Annotated in this window: 13 protein-coding genes; 6 read left to right on the top strand and 7 right to left on the bottom strand. The window is 62.0% G+C overall.

Features of this window, described 5'->3' with window-relative positions; translation table 11 throughout:
- Positions 1-255: 255 nt before the first annotated feature.
- The 4 genes from R3F07_16935 to R3F07_16920 form a co-directional block, all read right to left on the bottom strand.
- Positions 256-2,133, bottom strand: a complete 1,878-nt coding sequence (locus R3F07_16935) for a hypothetical protein (GenBank protein MEZ5278070.1) — start codon at positions 2,131-2,133, stop codon at positions 256-258.
- Positions 2,134-2,329: 196 nt separating this feature from the next.
- Entirely contained in the window at positions 2,330-3,703 is a 1,374-nt protein-coding gene (gene dcuC, locus R3F07_16930) for a C4-dicarboxylate transporter DcuC (protein ID MEZ5278069.1), read from the bottom strand.
- 1 nt (position 3,704) lies between these two features.
- Complete coding sequence (locus R3F07_16925) at positions 3,705-4,643, bottom strand: hypothetical protein (protein ID MEZ5278068.1); 939 nt, start codon at positions 4,641-4,643, stop codon at positions 3,705-3,707.
- Positions 4,630-5,763 carry a M20 family metallopeptidase gene (locus R3F07_16920; protein ID MEZ5278067.1) on the bottom strand — a complete coding sequence of 378 codons (1,134 nt, stop codon included), beginning with the start codon at positions 5,761-5,763 and terminating at the stop codon, positions 4,630-4,632. Before R3F07_16920 ends, R3F07_16925 begins: the two co-directional genes overlap by 14 nt.
- A gap of 303 nt (positions 5,764-6,066) precedes the next feature.
- Between R3F07_16920 and R3F07_16915 the strand changes: the two genes are divergently transcribed.
- From R3F07_16915 to R3F07_16905, 3 genes are read left to right on the top strand one after another with little or no spacing between them, the layout of a single operon-like run.
- The gene (locus R3F07_16915; GenBank protein MEZ5278066.1) at positions 6,067-6,765 is read left to right on the top strand and encodes a GntR family transcriptional regulator; all 699 of its coding nucleotides are present in this window, start codon (positions 6,067-6,069) and stop codon (positions 6,763-6,765) included.
- A gap of 15 nt (positions 6,766-6,780) precedes the next feature.
- Positions 6,781-8,484 (top strand): gamma-glutamyltransferase family protein, encoded by a 1,704-nt coding sequence (locus tag R3F07_16910; GenBank protein MEZ5278065.1) that lies wholly within the window; start codon positions 6,781-6,783, stop codon positions 8,482-8,484.
- Between the two features lie 2 nt (positions 8,485-8,486).
- Positions 8,487-10,001 (top strand): SLC13 family permease, encoded by a 1,515-nt coding sequence (locus R3F07_16905; GenBank protein ID MEZ5278064.1) that lies wholly within the window; start codon positions 8,487-8,489, stop codon positions 9,999-10,001.
- Positions 10,002-10,052: 51 nt separating this feature from the next.
- On the opposite strand, the gene R3F07_16900 is transcribed toward R3F07_16905, so the two are convergent.
- The gene (locus tag R3F07_16900) at positions 10,053-10,862 is read right to left on the bottom strand and encodes a hypothetical protein (protein ID MEZ5278063.1); all 810 of its coding nucleotides are present in this window, start codon (positions 10,860-10,862) and stop codon (positions 10,053-10,055) included.
- A 489-nt stretch (positions 10,863-11,351) separates the two neighbouring features.
- On the opposite strand from R3F07_16900, the gene R3F07_16895 reads away from it, so the two are divergent.
- The 3 genes from R3F07_16895 (at position 11,352) to R3F07_16885 (ending at position 15,874) form a co-directional block, all read left to right on the top strand.
- Positions 11,352-12,776, top strand: a complete 1,425-nt coding sequence (locus R3F07_16895; GenBank protein MEZ5278062.1) for a nitronate monooxygenase — start codon at positions 11,352-11,354, stop codon at positions 12,774-12,776.
- Between the two features lie 109 nt (positions 12,777-12,885).
- Complete coding sequence (locus R3F07_16890) at positions 12,886-15,204, top strand: DUF5703 domain-containing protein (protein MEZ5278061.1); 2,319 nt, start codon at positions 12,886-12,888, stop codon at positions 15,202-15,204.
- A 55-nt stretch (positions 15,205-15,259) separates the two neighbouring features.
- Entirely contained in the window at positions 15,260-15,874 is a 615-nt protein-coding gene (locus R3F07_16885) for a uracil-DNA glycosylase family protein (protein MEZ5278060.1), read from the top strand.
- A gap of 64 nt (positions 15,875-15,938) precedes the next feature.
- On the opposite strand, the gene R3F07_16880 is transcribed toward R3F07_16885, so the two are convergent.
- Both R3F07_16880 and R3F07_16875 read right to left on the bottom strand, forming a co-directional pair.
- Positions 15,939-17,204 (bottom strand): hypothetical protein, encoded by a 1,266-nt coding sequence (locus R3F07_16880; GenBank protein ID MEZ5278059.1) that lies wholly within the window; start codon positions 17,202-17,204, stop codon positions 15,939-15,941.
- Between the two features lie 116 nt (positions 17,205-17,320).
- A complete protein-coding gene (locus R3F07_16875) occupies positions 17,321-18,445 on the bottom strand; it encodes a hypothetical protein (GenBank protein ID MEZ5278058.1) in 1,125 nt (374 codons plus the stop codon).
- Positions 18,446-18,506 lie beyond the last annotated feature (61 nt).

Below are 18,506 nucleotides of genomic sequence, written 5' to 3'. Positions count from 1 at the left end.
CTACCCTGAGCCTGCCGAATGGCTCCGTCGGCCCTCCCGTCCTGTTCCGGCACATGGGAATGTCATCCTGAAGAATCCAACCGAACCGTGGCAGAGCGCGGTTTCACCAAACCAAACGTAGCATCCTAAAGTTTGTCTTGGGTATGTATTCCCGAAGACTGTGTCTGTAGCAGGAGAGACATTACGCCTCGATGCAGCGGTTGATCGAGGCGTAAAGCCTCTCCTGCTCGGACGGAAACGAGCCTCCCTCTTCTCCTACAGCGGAATATAGCAGACCGTATTGGAAAGCAGGATCATGATGAAGATCAGGCACATCGTCATGGGTCCGAGATAGATCCGTCCCGTCATCCGGAAAAAATACCGGTTGAAATAGGGCAGGACAAACATGATCGGGACCACCGCGAAGAGCAGGTTGACGTAGAGCCAGCCATCCGTCCAGAAGACCGTTCCGGTGGCCGCAAAGGTCACATACTGGACCAGGACAATGAAGAAAAGCCCAAGGGAGTTGGCGACCCCGGACACGAGGAGGCTCTTCCATTCCGGATCCCCTTCGAGGCGCATGGCCCCGTTGACCCGCAGGGAATTGGAAAGAAAGAAGACGAAGAACATCGGGGCATACATCAGGAGCAGCACGAACATGACCGGCTGAAAGGCCCGCACTCCGTTGAAGAGGAAGCGATAGTCGACGTGCAGGAACCAATAAACCCCGAAGAGCAGGAGAAAGAAGAAGAGAAAAAGGGTCACCGCGAGCAGAAAGGTGCGCTTGAGTTCCCGGAGGCTGGTCGCCGTTCCCCACATGGCGGGATGGATCCCCCGTTTCCTGCCATGAAAGCGGTAGCTCAGAAAGAAAATCAGGAATCCGACGAGACCATTGAAAATCGCCCAGAGCATGACGGCATTGTTCATCCGCTGCGGGAAGAACCAGGTCTGCTGCCGGCTCGAGGCCGCAACGAACAGCTTCTGAGAGAGCTCGGCCATCGGGATATAGGAAAAGCAGGCAATGAGGGCGCCGATGACAAAGAGACTCCAGAAGAGAAGCCGTCCCCTGCCCTCCGGCCTGGGCAGCGCTTGCGGCACCGGGCGCACCAGAAAGTTGAAGTAAGGCACTTTGGCCAGAAGGATCCGCCCGAGCGGAACGAGGGCGACCATCGACGAAACAAGGGAAACCAGGGTCAGTATCTCCTTCCAGAACCAGACCTGGTTCCGGCTGGAGAATCCGCTCTCCATCCCAAAGACCCGTTCAAAATACTCAATCTGATTGGCGGTCGCCTCGATGCTGTAGGGTTGAAAGGGGTGGATGATCCGCTCGTTGTAAACCACCCGGAGGTTCCGGTCAGCCGCCTGCCCGTAAACATGCCCGATTTCGACTTCCTCGATCGGCGGTGCTCCCGGATCCCGCCCGCTGTTGACCAGGCGGATAGCTTCCGGCGCCCGGCGCATGTCCCCGTTTTTCAATTCGTTCCGATAGGCACCCTCGTCGAAAAGGGCGTAGCTGACACCGACATTGGAACGGACATCCTTCAGCACCCGATCGGTCAGGGTGAGAACATAACCCGAGACAAAGACGGATTGGAGCTTGCTGGGCCGCCCCGTCGCCATCGCCTCGCGGCCAAAGTGACTCGCCCCCCGGATCGCGGCATTCCCGCCGGCCGAATGCCCCGTCGCCCCGATCCGGGTTTTGTCAATGTAGTTCAGATTCGGAGTGTTCGCCGCATAGTCGACCACTGCGAACATCCCGTAGCCTTCCGAAGTCGCGGCATTCGACTTCATCGACGAGCTCGATCCACCCTGCGCATAGGGGTCGATGGCGATCACCACCATGCCTCTTCGCGAAAGCTCAAGCGAGATGTTGGCGAGAGTTTCCTTGGAGCGCTGGAAACCCGGCACGACCACCACCAGCGGCGCGGGATTCTCCTCGGTTGCCGTGCGGGGTTTGAAGAGGTCCGCGACGACCCATTGGCCGTTCTGGGTCGGGATCTTGATCCCGATGACCTTGACCCGCCCGCCCGAACGCTGAACGAGCGAGGCCAGGAGACTGGCCAGGACAACCAGGAGGACACAGACGAGAAACAGGACCTTTCCGGCGGGTTCGCCGGCAGATCGCGGATGCAGGGGGGATGGGCGGGGCGGCATGATTGGGGTTACAATTGTATACAATCATACGAAAGAGGGAGAGGACCCGGGTTGTCAACCCGGTTGTCGTCACGGGCCTCAGGAATCCGGCTCTTTCCCCGCCAGACCGGTGCCTCCATCCGGCCCGCGCGGACATCTGCTTCCATCCGATGCTTCACCCGCCGCGGGCGCATCTTCCGAGCCCCCCGCGGAGACGTCAACCCAACCAGGCACTGACCAAAACCATCACGACCACCCCCCCCAGCATCGGGACGGCCGTTCGCCTGACGATGCGAAACGGGCTGACATTGGCGGCGCTGGAAACCGCGATGATGACCCCGGCAACGGGCGACATGCTCCGGAAGAGCCCTGCCGCGAGTTGACTGGGAAGCATCAGGGCCACCGCCGACAATCCCATCGGCGTCGCCGCCGCCGGGATGATCCCGGCGAAGCTGAACAGGGCGGCGTTGCCGCTGCCGGTCAGCAGCGCGATGCAGCCCACCAGCAGAACAAGGGCGATCATCATGACAAGCCCCCCGTGACCGCCGGATTCAACCAGTCCGAGGAGATCGCCGATCAGGCCCGTCGCCTTCACCCCGGTCGCGAAGGTCTCCGCCGCAACGATCAGGGTGACCACCTTGGCGAAGATATCCCCCATCCCCTTGAAGAAGTGGACGATTCCCGCCAGGGCCAGTTTCAGACTCCGGAGACGAATGATCTCGCAGGCGATGCCGACAAAAAGGCTGATCAACATGGCGGTGACCACATCCAACCGGACTTGGTGGACAACCAGCGGACTGAAAACCAGGAGGAGTGCGAGCGGCAGGATGGGAAGAAGAGCGTAGAGAGCGGGTGCCGGGGTGTCGTCCTGCGCACCGACCACCAGCTCGTCGGCGACCGATCCCGCCGCCTCTCCGTCCATCGCATCGCACCGTCGTTGCCAGAAGAAATGGAGGGCGGCAACCACCGGCATGACGAAGAGGGCGACCGGCAATTGGTGACGCACGAAATAGACAATCGGCTCAAGCCCGCTGACCTCGGCGGCCAGGTTCGATGCACCCGAGGCCGGCCCCAGATCAAGACAGGCCGTGGTGCCGATGACCGCCGCCACCGCGGCGGGTCGAAGACCGAGCCGGACCAGGGTCGGATACATGGCCACGAGCAGAAGCATGGCGAGGCCCGCCGCGCTCGGAACAAAGATGTTCAGGATCTGACCGACCAGGTAGGAAAGCGAAAGCAGGATATAGGGATTCCGGATACATGAGAGCGGACGAACGGCCAGCTTGACCAGAGCGGTCGATGCCTGGATCGACGACATGTAGCGCGCGAACCCGCCCGCCGCCATGATGATCATGCCGATTCCCGCCGCACGGGTGGAGAAGGATTCCTGGACAATCTGGAAGAGATCGAACCCGAACCATCCGGTTCCCGCTTCCGCCAGACCCGGGACCGGCTCGCCCGAAAGAAGGTGGTGCCCATAGGCGAGGAGAAGAAGGGAGAACCCCGAGAGAAAGAGCACCGCCTGCGTCTGGTACTGTCGGACGATCAGGATGATCGTCAGGCCGATGATGGCGATGGCGAGAAACCCCATGTCAGTCTCCCGCCTCGCACGAGTGTCCGGCGCGATCCCCGCGAATCGCCTCTGCCATCAATGCGGCGGCCACCGGGGCCATGCCGCCCTGATCATGCGCCACCCCGGGGACCACCTGGATTCGCCAGCCAAACGGCACCCCCATGCATGCTGCCTGCGCCTGCCCCACCTGGAAAAACCGATGCCCCCGCTCGAAGCGGTGCCTGCCCTGAAGCATCGCTTCCGGAGTCCTCCGCAGGTTGTCCTGGGTTTCGTCGATGTCCTGATCGCCAAGCAGGATGACCAGATTCGCTCCGAGTAAGGGCGGCAGGTCCGCTTCGGTCAGGCCCGTCCCGCGGAAACCATAGGGCCAGTCGTCGGTCACATTCGGATAGGTGTACCATCCGGCGTTGGCCGCGATGGCAAGACGCAGGCGCGGATCCGGGTGGAGGGCGATCATCCGGTGGACGAATTGGGCACCGGCACTGTGCCCGAAAACCATGTAGCCGGCCGCCTCCGTCTCCCCGTCCGAGGATGAAAGGTGGTCAAACACCACCTCGGGGATCCGAAAGCTCGAGACGCTTTCCGGCTTCCTTGTCCGATCCGATTCAGAAGAAAAGAGATTGCCCAGATTGTATCCGGACGTGCCGGGATAGTCCTCTTCGCTGAAGTACGGAACGACCACAAACAGGCCGAAACGTTCGGCGTCCTCGATCCAGGAGTCACGATAGTCATCCGGGTTCCGCTTCATCCCGTGAAAGACGATCACCGGAGGATCGCTCCGCTCGTAGGAATCCGCCAGGACATACCAGCACGCGATCTCCCGGCCTGTCTCCGGATCGTTGAAGACAAACTGCCCGACACCACGAGGCAACGCCCCTGAAACCGCGGCCGGGATCAGGATCGCGACCATCCAGAACAGGAGTCGAAACAAGCGCTTCCCCGGATCAGATCGTGCCATGACAGATAGCCTCAACCATATCGCGGAAGACACACATCCGCTCCCGCAGTCCGGGAACCTCGATGTATTCGCGTTCGGTGTGGTAGCCACCGCCCACCGGACCAAGCCCGCAGAGAGTGGCGATCCCGAAGGCCGAGGCAAACGACGCGTCCGACCCTCCTCCGGAAAAACTCCAGCCCAGATCCAACCCGTAGCCCCGCGCGATCCGGTTGATCCCCCGGATCAATTCCTCGGACCGGTCGTTCGGGATCATCGGCGGACGGGTGATCCCACCCGAGAGATCAATCCGGACTCCGGGATCAACCGGATGGTCCGCCATCCTTCGAATGGCCGCATCCAACCGCCGGGCGTCGTCGGGCCGGTTTACCCTTACGTCCAGCCTGCATTCGGCGAAATCGGGAACGGCATTGACCGAAACTCCCCCCTTGACCAATCCCGGGTTGATACTGATCCCCGCCTCCGGGTCGGCCAGTTTCTTCAGGGCAAGGATCATCCGGGCCATTTCCGTGACCGCACAGACTCCCTTCTCCGGGTCGACTCCGGAATGGGCGCTGCGCCCGTGGAATTGGATCGTGTAGCGAAGGACACCCTTCCGCTGCCGGACACAGGAGCCGTCCGCCCGCGCCGGCTCGGTCGTCACCACCACCTTGGCGGCCCTGGATTTTGCCTCGATCGAAGCGCGGGTGTTGGGACAACTGAGCTCGTGCTCGCCATTGAAAAACACACCGACACTTCCGTGCAGGCGGCCGGCACGATGCAACAGTTCCATCGAATTGAGGGCCATCAGACATCCCGCTTTCATATCCGCAACCCCCGGTCCCAGATAACGATCACCGCTGACCTCGAATGGTCGCCTGGCGGCTGTTCCGGCCGGAAAAACCGTGTCCAGATGGCAGATGACCAGCAGATCCAGTGCGAGGGGATCCCCATGCCATGTAAAGACACTCTTCCCGAACAGTCCGGGCTTCGGCTCCTCGATCACGACGGGCCAACCAAGCGCCTCAAAGCGCCGGGAGAACCAGGAAGCCACCTCGTTGACACCCTCCACACAGGTGGATCCGGAATCGATATTCACGAGGGTACGCAGATCGCCCTCAAACGCGCCGAGATCGAAGTCCATCTAGAGCGGATCGGCCCGCGTGAACGCCGGGCGGTTCGGTGTGTCCGGGATCTCAATCCCGCCCTCTTTGCACTGTGATGAATCCTTCATGCCATGTACTGATTGCCGAGCGGCCACCGGACTCCATCCGGGCCGTGCACGACTTCGATCGTATACATTGTATACATTCTCCTTGACAGAAGAACAAGAAATTCCGGTAAGATTTCTTCCGGACCCGGTCCAAAGACAACCGCGACCCGACTCTGTCGTCACCCATCCATTCCGTGTAGTCAAACCGCCCCCGCCAGGAACTCGATCCGAAGGATGAACCCCCCGAAACCGTCGCTGGTCGAGATCGCCGATGATGCACCGATCCAGTCGAATCTGCCGGATCGCCTCTACGCGGAACTCAAACGGCGGATTCTGACCGGCGCGATCGCGCCGAACGAGCATCTTCGGGAAAAGAAACTCTGCGAGAACCTGAAAGTGTCCCGCACACCTCTCCGGGAGGCCTTGAACCGACTGGGAAACGAGGATCTCGTCATCTTTCGGCCCCATTGCGGCTACCAGGCCGCCGCCTTGACTTCGGAGGATTACCGGCGCCTCCAGGAAGTCCGCCGTATCGTTGAGTCAAAAGTGGCCGCGCTGGCCGCCGTCCGCGCGACCGAAATCGAAATCGAGGCCCTCCGGAAAGCGGCGACCATGCCGGAGATCGTCCCTGGCGAGGACGCCAGTTTCATCCGTTTTTGCCGCGCGAACTCCCGTTTCCACCTTCTCCTCGTCCGAACTGTCCGCAATCCCCTCCTTGAGAATATCGTCATGTCGGCCCTGGATCAGTATCAACGGCCCGCCTATCTCGGGATCGGACGGGTAACCGACTCCGGCAAGGCGAGCCGCTGTCACCTTGATATCGTCGACGCCCTGAGCGAGCGGGATGTCTTCAAGGCCGAATCCGCCATGGCCAATCACGTCATCGGGGGCTCGGAACGCATCATCCGGGCCCTGGTCGAGGCGGGCCTGTAATCCAACTCCGATCCAATGAAATCTTCGCGCATGACTCCGGGAAGACCTCGATTCCTTCACTGGTCGTTTCTCCTGCTCTCCGCCGCGGTTGTCGGCACTCAGGCAATCGCCGCACACCGGATCGAAGCGGTCCGGGGAGCCCACGGCATGGTGGTGGCCGGCCATCCGGAGGCGGCGGAGATCGGAATGAGAATCCTGGCCGATGGTGGCAATGCGATCGATGCCGCCGTGGCCACCTCCCTGGCCCTCGGCGTGGCCGAACCCTACGGATCGGGGATCGGCGGCAAGTGTGCGATTGTCTATTTCGATGCCGTATCAGGCGAATGCGCATTTGTTGACGGCATGGATGCGGCGGGCATGCAAATGGACCCGGAGGCCTTCAGCGCACTCTCCTCCAGGATGAAGAGCGAAGGAGCCCGGTCGGTCGGCGTCCCGGGGTTGGTCGCCGCCCTCGCACTGGCCCATGAGAAATGGGGCAGCCGGGCTTGGTCGGAACTGGTCCAGCCCGCAGCCGAACTTGCCAGCCGGGGGTCTCTTGTCGTCCCCGGAATGCCCGTCTTTTTCTCCCGCCGGGTCGAGCGGATCCGCTCAAATCCGGAAGCCGAACGTCTCTACCTCCCGGCCGGTCAACCTCCGCTTGCCGGGAGCCGGCTCCCCAATCCGGATCTGGCCCGAACCCTGGGGATCATCGCCCGGGAGGGCCGCAGCGGTCTTTACGAAGGCGAAGTCGCCCGGACAATTGTCGAGGAACTCCAATCCGGCGGAGGGGTCCTGACCCTCGCCGATTTCAGCACCTACACCGCCCGACTCTCCCCCCCTCTCAAGATCGACTGGAAAGATCTCACCATCGTTTCCAGTCCCGCCCCGACGACCGGCGGCGCCACGGTCCTGCTGACTCTGAAGGCCCTCGAAAATGAGGACTGGAATCCCAAGGACACCCTCCTGACGGCAGAAAACATCGACCGCTGGGGACGTATGCTCCGGCAGGTCTATCCCATGATCCAGGATCAGGTGGCGGACACGGCCGACGCCCCGGACCGCTGGCAGAAGCTGGTGGACCCCGCCAACCTGGCATTTCTCCGGGTCGCAGCCGGTGAGCGTCCCGAGACCGCACCGATTGCCGATGTAGCCATTGCCCGGGACGGATGGACGACCCACTTCGTGGTGGCCGACGATTTCGGGAACGTTGCCTCGATCACCCAGTCACTGAGCGATCATTTCGGCTCCGGCGTCATTGCCCCCGGCACCGGCGTCGTTCTCAACAACTCCCTGAAGAACTTCAGCTTCGCCGAACCGGGGACCGTCAATTTCCCGGCACCGGGGAAACGACCCCGAAGCACGATCGCGCCCACACTGATCCTGAAGGACGGATGGCCCATCGTGGCGATCGGTCTGCCCGGCGGCCAGCGCATCCCCACCGCGACCCTGCAGGTCCTGCTCGACCACCTCGTCTTTGACCGGAACCTCGGCCAAGCCATCACCGCTCCACGGGTTCACCTCGTGCGCAGTTATTCCGAACGGGCCGATTCCACTCTCCTGCAATGGGAGGGGCCTCCCGCCGAAGGCGTCGCCGAGGGTCTCGCGGCAGCCGGCTGGGAAATTGAAGTCATCACCGACCCCGAAGCTTTTGGCGGATTCACCGCCATCGAGATCGGGGCCGATGGAACAAAAACCGGGTGGGCTGATCCCCGCCGCACCAATCACGCCTCCGGCTACTGAACGTGCACCGCCACCTGCCCTGGAACCGAATAGGTCTGATTGCCGGTCTGACCGCGTTCGGTCTGATCCTCCTTTTCTACCACCCGGTGCCCGATCGCCCGGAGGTCGGGGTGATGGCGGCGATCGCCGCCCTGATGGCGATCTACTGGATGACCGAAGCCATCCCGCTCCCCGCCACGGCCCTGATCCCCGTGGTGGCCCTTCCTCTGGGAGGGATCGTCGAAAGCAGCGTGATCGCCAAGTCCTACATCAACTCCATCATCTTCCTCTTCATCGGAGGTTTTCTCATCGCGCTTTCCATGGAACGCTGGAACCTCCACCGGCGGATCGCACTGGCCATCATCTACCGTATCGGCCGGCGGGCGGACCTGCTCGTCCTCGGCTTCATGGCCGCTTCGGGCTTTCTCTCGATGTGGATATCGAACACCGCAACAGCGGTCATGATGTTGCCCATCGGCCTCGCCATCATCAGCAAGATGGAGGAGGAATTCGGCAAGGAGAAGACCCACGCACTGGCCCTCGCGCTGATGCTCGGAATCGCCTACAGCTGTTCGATCGGGGGAGTGGCCACCCTGGTCGGCACGCCGACAAACCTCGCCTTCGCCCGGATATTCCAGGAATCTTTTCCGGAGGCGCCGCCGATGAGTTTCAGCCAGTGGATGATCCTGGGATTGCCCTTTTCCTTCATCATGATGGGCATTACCTGGCTGCTCCTGACCAAAGTCCTCTGCCGGTTCGACAAGTCGATGACCCTCGACCGCTCGATCATCAAGCGGGAAATCGACGATCTGGGGACAATCACCTATGAGGAACGAGTCGTGCTGGCCGTCTTCGCCGTGACCGTGTTTCTCTGGACCTTCCGCCAGGACCTTCACCTGGGAAACATCACTCTGCCGGGATGGGCCAGCCTCTGGAGAGGTTTCGGTCGAGTCGATGACGGGACGGTGGCGATCGCTTCCAGCCTCGTTCTTTTTCTCGTGCCGGCGGGGAAGGACTCCGGTCAAAGACGGATTCTCGAAGGCGACACCTTCGCGCGGCTCCCTTGGGGAATCATAGTGCTTTTCGGAGGCGGTTTCGCCCTTGCCAGCGGATTTGGGGAGAGCGGACTATCCCGGCATATCGGTGAGTCCTTCCTGGCCATCGGTCCGATCCCGATCATGATCCTCGTCGCTGTCATCTGCCTGAGTGTGACCTTCCTGACCGAACTCACCTCGAATGTGGCAACGCTTTCCATGCTCCTGCCCATCCTCGCCGGCTGGGCGGTCAGCATTCATGTCCATCCCCTGATCTTTGCCATACCGGCGACCATCTCGGCATCAATGGCCTTCATGATGCCCGTGGCCACCCCTCCCAACGCCGTCGTCTTCAGCAGCCAGCGGATTCGCATCGCCGAGATGGCGCGAACCGGACTGATCCTCAACTTCGTCGCACTCCTGGTGACGCTCGTCGTCGTCAGCCTTCTCTTTCCCCTCGTCGCCGGCAATCCGATCGACGCCTTCCCGGCCTGGGCACGATAGGTGCGGCCCAGACGCCCCCCCATCGGGCAGAACCGGCAGTCAACGCCGCCTTTATCGTCCAATTGCGTTCGCCATTTCCACCGAACGGATCGCTTCCACCAATTCCTCGAAGCCTTCGCCCTCGATCGGCGAACCCGACGGAACGGTCAGGGACCGACCGGCCCGGATCTGCCACTTGCGGGCGTCATTCCATACAAAGAGCCCCCGGTCCCCGAGGTCGCCGACGGCCTCCTCGACCGTCTGCCTGGATACGGTGTGCAACCCGGGAAAACTCCGGGCCAGAACGCGGCGGAGGATCAGGCGATCCTCCTTGGTCGAACCACTTCCGATCAGCAATGCGATCGGAGACTCGGCGTCTTTCCCGGTCACAAAGAGACGGTCCCTGACCGCTGACTCAAGCAGGCCGAGGGGGTCGAGGTAGATTAGACTCCCTTCCCGCTCCCAGTGCAGCCAGTTCGTGAAATCGACCGCCGTCGGCGGGAGCGACAGCAGATCGTCACGCAGCAGGGCGGTCGAGACATGCAGGTGCGACGCGGTGATCGACTTGGGATTGTTCGACAATTTGATCCGGCCGATGTCCGTTCCTCCGCTGACCTCTTCGCCGAGCGCGGCCTTCTCGAAGTCGATATGTGAATACTGAATGACGAAACGGAAATCCTCGATCTTCTCGCCCGTGGCCACGATCACGGTGTCACCCACCAGATCGGCAAAGCTCCAGATGATCCGGCCCGTCGTGAACACGGGAACCCTCATCCCCTCAAGGCCGGCTTCCACCCGCCCGGTCGAGGTCATCTCGGCCAGGGCGAAATCAACCCCCTCGTGGGGGCCTCCCCCATAGGACTCCTCCCGTGATTTGCTCACGTCGCCCCACCAGATCCACGGACTCGCAAACTCTTTTCCCCGCCGCAGCACCCACCGGCGGACAAGCCCGTCGCCGAGTCGTTCCAAACCGCGCGAATATTCGGAACCGATCCGTTCCCTGAGCACAGCTTCCATCTGACTGCGGTCCATCTTCAGCGCCACGGCCCCATGAAGGCAGAAGCCGGAGAAGTTGGAAGGATTTTGTTCCGGGTGCTGGCCCCGAATCCCGCATCAATGGCGCCGGTCTCCGTGAGCAATGGATCCTCCCTTCACCACCATGCGGATCGGGCGAACGGAATCAAAGAGGAAAAGAAGCGCCGACCCGGCACAAACTCGCGCCGGCGGTGTCCCTGACTTAAGCCTTTTCTCCGTCCGAGGCGCACAAATTGCAAATCGCTGCCCATCCATTGATCCCCACGCCATTTCCGTTGCCAGCGGGGACCATTCCAGACACACAAGGACACCATTACCCAAGAAACCATTCCAGAAATGAAGTTGCCCAAGATCATCCAAGGAGGGATGGGCGCGGGTGTATCCGATTGGCGATTGGCCCGCTCCGTTTCAACCAGGGGCCAGATCGGTGTGGTTTCGGGCACCGCTCTCGATCTGATTCTCGTCCGGCGACTGCAGGTCGGTGACCCAGGCGGCCATATGCGCCGTGCCCTTGAGGCCTTCCCCGATCCGGTTATCGCCGATCGCATCCTCACCCGTTACTTCATCGCGAATGGCAAGGACGCCGATCGCCCGTTTGCCGGGAAACCGATGGTGGGCAATCGGCCCAGCCGGCAACTTGAGGAATTGATCGTCGCCGCCAATTTTGCCGAGGTCTACCTCGCCAAGGAAGGACATGACGGACTGGTCGGGATCAACTACCTGCACAAGATTCAGGCCCCGCTGCTCGCCTCGCTCTACGGCGCCATGCTCGCCGGAGTTGACCTCGTCCTCGTCGGTGCCGGAATACCGATCGAGATCCCACGGGCCATCGAAAGCCTGACCCGGGGCGAACCCGTCGAATCCAAACTTCAGATACGCAAGACCGAGAGCGGGAAGGAACATTTTCTTTCCTTCGACCCCCGGAACGTTCTTGAGACGCCCCCGCCATCACTTCCGCGCCCCCTTTTCTTTCCCATCGTCTCATCCGCGTCCCTTGCCGGTCTCCTGGTCAAGAAAAGCAACGGCGGAGTCAACGGTCTCATCATCGAGGGCCCGACGGCCGGAGGTCACAATGCCCCTCCGAGGGGCAAGACTGAACTCAGTGCGGAAGGCGAACCGGTCTACGGGCAACGCGATGCGATCGATCTCGTCGCCATCAACGCACTCGGGGTGCCTTTCTTTCTGGCCGGGTCCTACGGCGGGCCGGGCCGGCTCAAGGAGGCCCTGGCCGCCGGTGCCGCCGGTATCCAGGTCGGCACGCTCTTTGCCTTCTGCGACGAATCGGGGATGCGCGCCGACATCAAGCACGACCTGATCCGGAGGTGCCAGGACAAGCAGCCCCGGGTCTTCACCGATCCCCTGGCTTCACCGACGGGTTTTCCCATCAAGGTGCTTTCCGTCCCCGACACTCTTTCGGAAGCCGGTGTCTATGACGGCCGGCAGCGCAAATGTGACCTCGGTTACCTTCGCGAAGCCTATGAACTCCCCAACGGCAACCTCGGTTGGCGCTGCCCGGCAGATGAAATCCACCTCTACACCAAGAGCGGTGGCGCGATCGAGGATACCGTCGGCCGCAAATGCCTCTGCAACGGCCTCATGGCCAATATCGGACTTCCTCAGGTCCGCGCTGAAGGCATCGTCGAATTGCCGCTGGTGACCTGCGGCGACGATCTTCAAAGCATCTTCCAGGTGGTGGGATCAGACCGGAAATCGTATACCGCGTCCGAGGTCATCGATTATCTGCTCACGGTAATTGAGTGAGCCGTTCCGGATCTTCCCAATCGAACGGAATTCCGATCGGCGGGATTGATTCGAGCGGTCAACTGACCCATCGTTCCCAATCCGATATCCTTGCCCTGAAACCGCCCGCGTGGCCCGTTCACCGGCTTCCAGCGTGCTCATCCGAACCCTCATCGTCGCACTCGCCATGTCTTCCCTGACCGAAGGCTCTCCCGCCGCCTCAAGGCCGCCCGATCGAATGCCGGATCCCGTTGTCTGGGATTCTCCCAGCGCCGACGCCCGTGGCTCCATGCCCCTGGGCAATGGGGACATTGGCCTCAACGCCTGGGTCGATGCCGGAGGCGACCTCCTCTTCTACATCGGAAAGACCGACGCCTGGGAGGACAATTCCCGGCTGGCCAAGGTCGGCCTCGTCCGGTTGAGACTCTCTCCACCCCTTCCGACCAATTCTTCATCCTTCCGTCAGGAACTCCACCCGGCGCGGGGAGAGATGATCGTCAGGACGTCGGACCCGACCAATGGCACAAGAGCGGTCCGCCTCTGGGTGGATGCCAATCACCCTGTCATCCACCTTGAGGTGGAAAGCGACACCGCGTCTACCGCAACGGCATCCTTCGAACTCTGGCGGACGGAGCCCACCGTCCTGCCCAGCATCGAGGTCGGTGATGTCCTGCTCGACCGGCTGGTCGACGGTGCCCAACGTGAACCCACGGTTGTCGAACCGGACACCGTTCTGCACAACCTTGAATCCGGAATCGGCTGGTATCACCGGAACGGGAAATCCGTCGGCCCGGAGATGACCATGAGGATTCAAGACCTCCTCGAGGCGCCGTGGAGGGATCCGATCATCCACCGCGTTTTCGGGGCCTGGATCATCGGAGACGGGGTTGAGCGTTCCGACGACTATCACCTGGTCAGCCCGGATCAAACGCACCACCGCTTCCGGATCCATGTGCTGACCCGCCAACCGGCGACGGCCGAGGAATGGTTCGAAGCGATTCTGCTCTCGGAATCGAACATCCAGGCGATCGGCCATGATCCGGCCCGTGCCGCCCACCTTGCCTGGTGGCGGGATTTCTGGTCACGCAGCCATATCCGGATCACGCCACGCGGGTCGTCCCCCCCGGCCTCCGTTCAAGCGGTCAATCGCGGCTATGCCCTGCAGCGCTATATCATCGCCTGCGGAGGCCGTGGCGACTACCCGATCAAGTTCAACGGCTCCATCTTCACCGTCCCCTGGCCGGACACCCCGGGTGGGCCCGACTACCGCCGATGGGGAACCGGCTACTGGTGGCAGAACACACGCCTCTCCTACACCGCGCTCTGCACCTCCGGCGACCTCGACCTGCTCCCCTCGCTCTACAAAATGTATGCCGGAGAGGTCCTCGATGTATCCATCCATCGGACCCATCGCTATTTCGGAATCGAGAACGCCGCCTACTTTCCCGAATGCATTTATCCCTGGGGTGCCGTCTTCAGTGAAGTCTACGGGTGGGACCCACCCGCCGCGGAGCGGACGGACAAGCTCCAGAAAAACCGCTACCACAAATGGGAGTGGGTTTCCGGTCTCGAGTTTGTCTTCATGTTGCAGGACTATTATGCGCATACCGACGACAAGGCTTTCCTGAAGGAAACCATCCTGCCCACCGCCCTGCCCGTCCTGAGGTTCTTCGACCTATTCTACCAGACCGGTCCCGACGGCAAACTGGTCATGCATCCCGCCCAGGCCCTCGAGACCTGGTGGGACGCCACCAACCCGATGTCGGAAGTGGCCGGACTCCACGCCGTTATCGGCCGGCTTCTCGACCTGCCCGGGCCGGACCTGCCCGCAGAAGACCGTCACTACCTCGAGGGCCTTCGGGAAAGGATCCCCACCCTGCCCACTCGGGAGGTCGACGGGGTCCGAATGCTCGCTCCGGCCGCTCGGTTCGAGGAAAAGCGGAACATCGAAAACCCGGAACTCTACGCCGTCTTTCCCTTCCGCATGGTCTCCTTTGAGAAGCCCAACGCGACCCTCGGCATCGAAGCGCTCCACCACCGCCTCGACCGGGGGGCGTTCGGCTGGCGACAGGAGGATATATTCATGGCCTACCTCGGACTGGCCGACGAGGCCCGCGATTACGTGGTCGAGCGTGCCTCCGTCCATGATCCCGACTCACGTTTTCCGGCCTTCTGGGGTCCCAATTACGATTGGACGCCCGACCAGGATCACGGTGGAGTCCTCGTCACCGCTCTCCAGGCCATGCTCCTTCAGTCCGAAGGAGACAGGATTTTCCTCCTGCCCGCCTGGCCGGCCGACTGGGATGTCGACTTCAAGCTCCACGCCCCCCATCGTACCACAATTGAGGGCACGGTGGAGGCCGGCGTGCTGACGGTCCTTCGGGTCAACCCGGAAGCACGCCGCCGGGATATTGTTGTCCCTGATCGCTTCCGCCCGGCGGAGGGCTGAGGCCGGAGCACTTGCCTGCCGGGTTCCGCGCAAAGACGCCCCATCACAAATCCGCATGGACCGGGAAGACCTCGCTTCGCTCCTCAGCCGAGTCCGCAACTGCACCGTCTGCGCCGACTCCCTGCCCCACGGACCCCGGCCCGTCGTTCAGATCCACCCGGATGCCCGCATCCTCGTCATCGGTCAGGCCCCGGGGACAAAGGTCCACGCCAGCGGAGTGCCCTGGGACGATCCGAGCGGCCGTCTCCTGCGCAACTGGATGGGCATTGACCCCACTGTTTTCTACGACGCCACCCGGGTGGCCATGATGCCGATGGGATTCTGCTATCCGGGGAAGGGAAAGACCGGAGACCTGCCACCCCGCCCGGAATGCGCCCCGCTCTGGCACGCTGCCTTGCGGGAGCACATGTCACGGATCCGGTTGACTCTCGTGATCGGCCTGTATGCCCAACGTCACTACATGAGTCAACGATTCGAGGGCAACCTGACCGCGACCGTCCGTTCATTCCGCTCTTTTCTTCCCGAACTCCTTCCCTTGCCGCATCCTTCCCCGCGGAACGGGCGATGGCTGGTTCGGAACCCGTGGTTCGAGAGAGAACTCGTGCCCGTCCTGCAGAAACGGGTAGCCGCGGCGCTTGCGCCCGGACGTCGCCGCAGCCGGCGGGATTAACCTTCGCTCCCATCTTTTCCACCCGCCACGCCTGGCCGGTCCCGGGACCGGCCATCGGGCGGAATCATTCGACCAGGTTCCGCATGTCGACGATAAAGACCCGGCGGGTTCCTCCGACAAACCCGTTGATGGCGACATGGCGCCAGGTCCTGTCCCAGGCCGGATGCGGGTCGACCCGCAGGACCACGTCGTCGATCGGCTGGGCGGTATTGATCCGGACGATCACCTGCTCCTTCCCTGTCTCCAGGTTCACCCAGCGCAGGGGAATCGTCCCGTCTCCGTAGGCCGTCGGTTCATGGGTGTAGGTGTCGGTCAGGATATGGGTGCCATTCGGATGAACCGTGGGGTGCCCGGAACCTGGGACCGAATCCAGGATCTTGCGAAGATCCGTTCCGTCGGCATTGACCTGGACAAAACGCAGCCCTTCCCGGTCGATGTTCAGGTTCATCGAGATCCTTTTCCCATCGGGAAACCAGGTCGCGTGGTGCCCACCTTTCACCCACTCCTCCGGACCGACCGAACAATGAAGCGGCCCACCGTTCAGGTCCGCCGTGATCCAAGCCATCCGGACCGCAAGCCGATCCGTCTTGAAAAGATCCCACTGCGGCTCCGGCTTCGCGGGAAACCAGCGGATGCTCAACATCAGGCGATCTCCCTGAGGATTGAACTTGCTGTGAAAGCCGTAGATCTCGAAACCGGCGGGATCGTTTATCCGCACGGGCGGATCGGCCTGTTCCAGGATCTCGGCGATCGAGACCAATAAACGCACCTCCCCGGTCCCTGTATCCGTCAGGTAGAAACCATCGTCCGCGGCCGGCCCTACGTTGCGTCGGGCGTTCCCAACGGGGATCCTTACGCCATAGCCGGGCTGGCTCTTGCGCATGGTGGTCATGTTGGCGGAAATCAGCCACCGTCCGTCCGGTGACGCATGATAGACCGTGCCCTGCATCCTCCTGCGCTCACCGGTGAGCGGATCCAGTTTCCAGGAAAAGGGCTGCCAGGTTTCCGTATCGACGTCGTTGAAGAACAACTCATGATCGGATCCGCCCCAGTTCAGGTTGGCCCCCATCTGCGGTTCCCAGCCGCGGGTCTCTGCCACCACCCGGTCCTTTCCGGTCTCCAGGTCCACAACCACGATATGGCCGACATCGCCCGGCTCCGGTTGTCGGTCCTCAAAGGGCATCTGAAAGACAGCAAGGTAGCGCCCGGACGGGCTGAAAGGCGAGGTGTCGAAGAAACGGTGGATACAGCCGGTCCGCTCCGGCGTGACGCACCAGACCGGCGCGAGCGGATCGAACTCGGAGTAGCTGGGAAAGTGATCGAGGTTCATGGACTGGAGGTATTCTCACTCGATTGCAGGCGGAGGGCAACGGATTTGGATCGGGATTCCCCGGAAGCCTGAAGATAGCTTCGGCAGTTGCAGGACCCCAAAACGGGGTCACCGGATCACTCAACCGAATGCCCCGTCGTTACACTCTGACAGTTCGCGTCCCCACCCGGATAACAGGACCTTCGTTCCCGGAAATGCCGTTCCAGCCCGTCCATGATGGCCGGACAACTGTGTTGCCAGCGGTCAAGAGGGATATTCTCGGTGATTCCCATGAGGAATCCCCGGGGATCCCCGGCTTCCCCGGCCAGCCGGAAGGCGATCGCCTCGACCTCCGCATCATTGAGGAGATGCTGCGATGACGGGAAATTGATCCAGAGGACCTTGTCCGGCCACGCCGCCCGTGCCTCGGCCACACTCATATCCGTATCGGGAGAAGGAGTGAAGGCTTCGATGTAGTCGAGCTCGGTTCCGTCGATCGCCTCTGCCAGCATCCGGCAGTTCGCATCAAAGTGACACCCGATCAGCTTCCCGTGCCGGTGCATGACTTCGGCCGCCTCGGCGTAGTGAGGAAGGTAATACTCGGAGAACACCTCGGGACCGATGATTTCGGGGACCACGTTCCCCCCGTAGTTCGCATGGAGGGCGGGCGAAGCGGCCACCAGCTCGTAAACCTCGCGCCGCTTCTCCACCAGGGCGCGGTAGAGCCTGAGGAGTTCGTCCCTCCGCTCCATCCACTCCAGACAGAAGGTCTCCATGCCGATCATGCGCCCGGAGATCAGCTGCTGGAGCGGTTCGAGTCCGATCTGCGCTCTCAGGATGGTGTCTCCCCCCGATGTTCTCTCGGCTTCGGCGTAGGCCGCGTAATCCTCCTCGTAGACTTCGTCACGGATGAGAAACTCGATGACCTTGTAGTCGTCCGGGGAGCGGAACATCCGCTCGTGAACCCAGGTCGTGAAACCGGCCGGTTCGAGCAGGAGACGGACCGTTCCGACCGGGGTTTCGTAGTGAACCTGCAGAAGATCCCGACCACCTTCACGGATCCGTTCCTCCGTGGCCTTCACATTCGGACAATGCGTCCTGAAGACCGCACGGCGGTCGACAATGCACATGCCCCGGTTGCGCATTTCACGCTCCGCCCTCGTCTGGGGAATCATGCATTCATACATGGTGAACGGAATCCGGTCCGCGCACCCGCCCCGCAGGGCCGTCTCAACCCGATCGCGTGGTGTGAGTCGATTCATACGGATGTTCCGCCTCCATGATCCGTGTTCGGGCGAAAGGGTCAAAACGATCGATCGGGTT

The organism is Opitutaceae bacterium, assembly GCA_041395105.1.
In the GTDB taxonomy this organism is placed as follows: domain Bacteria; phylum Verrucomicrobiota; class Verrucomicrobiia; order Opitutales; family Opitutaceae; genus B12-G4.
Note: the sequence above shows the minus strand (reverse complement) of the source record. Positions and strands in the feature narration are given on the sequence as shown.

What these genes read in the sequence shown, in the direction of transcription:
- R3F07_16935 (MEZ5278070.1), bottom strand. Translation starts at nt 2,133, where the DNA reads ATGCCGCCCCGCCCATCCCCCCTGCATCCGCGATCTGCCGGCGAACCC.
- dcuC (MEZ5278069.1), bottom strand. Translation starts at nt 3,703, where the DNA reads ATGGGGTTTCTCGCCATCGCCATCATCGGCCTGACGATCATCCTGATC.
- R3F07_16925 (MEZ5278068.1), bottom strand. Translation starts at nt 4,643, where the DNA reads ATGGCACGATCTGATCCGGGGAAGCGCTTGTTTCGACTCCTGTTCTGG.
- R3F07_16920 (MEZ5278067.1), bottom strand. Translation starts at nt 5,763, where the DNA reads ATGGACTTCGATCTCGGCGCGTTTGAGGGCGATCTGCGTACCCTCGTG.
- R3F07_16915 (MEZ5278066.1), top strand. Translation starts at nt 6,067, where the DNA reads ATGAACCCCCCGAAACCGTCGCTGGTCGAGATCGCCGATGATGCACCG.
- R3F07_16910 (MEZ5278065.1), top strand. Translation starts at nt 6,781, where the DNA reads ATGAAATCTTCGCGCATGACTCCGGGAAGACCTCGATTCCTTCACTGG.
- R3F07_16895 (MEZ5278062.1), top strand. Translation starts at nt 11,352, where the DNA reads ATGAAGTTGCCCAAGATCATCCAAGGAGGGATGGGCGCGGGTGTATCC.
- R3F07_16885 (MEZ5278060.1), top strand. Translation starts at nt 15,260, where the DNA reads ATGGACCGGGAAGACCTCGCTTCGCTCCTCAGCCGAGTCCGCAACTGC.
- R3F07_16880 (MEZ5278059.1), bottom strand. Translation starts at nt 17,204, where the DNA reads ATGAACCTCGATCACTTTCCCAGCTACTCCGAGTTCGATCCGCTCGCG.
- R3F07_16875 (MEZ5278058.1), bottom strand. Translation starts at nt 18,445, where the DNA reads ATGAATCGACTCACACCACGCGATCGGGTTGAGACGGCCCTGCGGGGC.